This window comes from Providencia sp. UF-224, assembly GCF_058245955.1.
Genome location: NZ_JBSICC010000096.1, coordinates 1 through 704, shown reverse-complemented (window position 1 = coordinate 704; position 704 = coordinate 1). Strand labels below are relative to the sequence as shown.

The window sequence follows — 704 nt, the reverse complement described above, 5'->3', positions numbered from 1 at the left end:
TTAAAAAGAGAAATTACGAGGGAATTAACGCCCTCGTAATACAACATTATTCTTCGTAAGAAAATATTGTCTGAACAACCGTATTCCCATGACTAATCACGACATAACATAACCTGTCGCGTATTAATAACGAAACACCTAACACGGTAATACACGCCGATACAAACGCAATCACTGCGAACTTGCTCATTTCCCTTGACCTCTTAATTGTTAAGAGGCACAATCCTAACTGTCGGTTTTGGATCGGGCCTCGTTGGTGAATAATAACTAACGGGGCTTTTTCATTTCTGATCCAAAATAAGTGACTTGAACCAGAAAGGCTCAAGCACCCAACCGCAGAGTAGCAAAATTTTATATTTTACGCACGCGACAATATTAAAATAATATTATTTTTTAACTTTGATTTCTAATTATAATTCCACCATTAATTAAAGATAAAATAGTTTGGGTGCTTGATACCACAAACCAAACAGTTAAAAAGAGAAATTACGAGGGAATTAACGCCCTCGTAATACAACATTATTCTTCGTAAGAAAATATTGTCTGAACAACCGTATTCCCATGACTAATCACGACATAACATAACCTGTCGCGTATTAATAACGAAACACCTAACACGGTAATACACGCTGATACAAACGCAATCACTGCGAACTTGCTCATTTCCCTTGACCTCTTAATTGTTAAGAGGCACAATCCTAACT

The 704-nt window shown here is 36.6% G+C and carries 2 protein-coding genes; both read right to left on the bottom strand.

The window, feature by feature from the left end:
- Positions 1-46: 46 nt before the first annotated feature.
- Positions 47-190, bottom strand: coding sequence for a Hok/Gef family protein (locus AC4IFO_RS22980; RefSeq protein ID WP_219244943.1), 144 nt, complete (start codon positions 188-190; stop codon positions 47-49).
- Positions 191-519: 329 nt separating this feature from the next.
- Positions 520-663 (bottom strand): Hok/Gef family protein, encoded by a 144-nt coding sequence (locus AC4IFO_RS22975; RefSeq protein ID WP_219244943.1) that lies wholly within the window; start codon positions 661-663, stop codon positions 520-522.
- Positions 664-704: the final 41 nt, after the last annotated feature.

Excerpts from the sequence above, each read along its gene's own strand:
- AC4IFO_RS22980 (WP_219244943.1), bottom strand. The coding sequence starts at position 190 with ATGAGCAAGTTCGCAGTGATTGCGTTTGTATCGGCGTGTATTACCGTG.
- AC4IFO_RS22975 (WP_219244943.1), bottom strand. The coding sequence starts at position 663 with ATGAGCAAGTTCGCAGTGATTGCGTTTGTATCAGCGTGTATTACCGTG.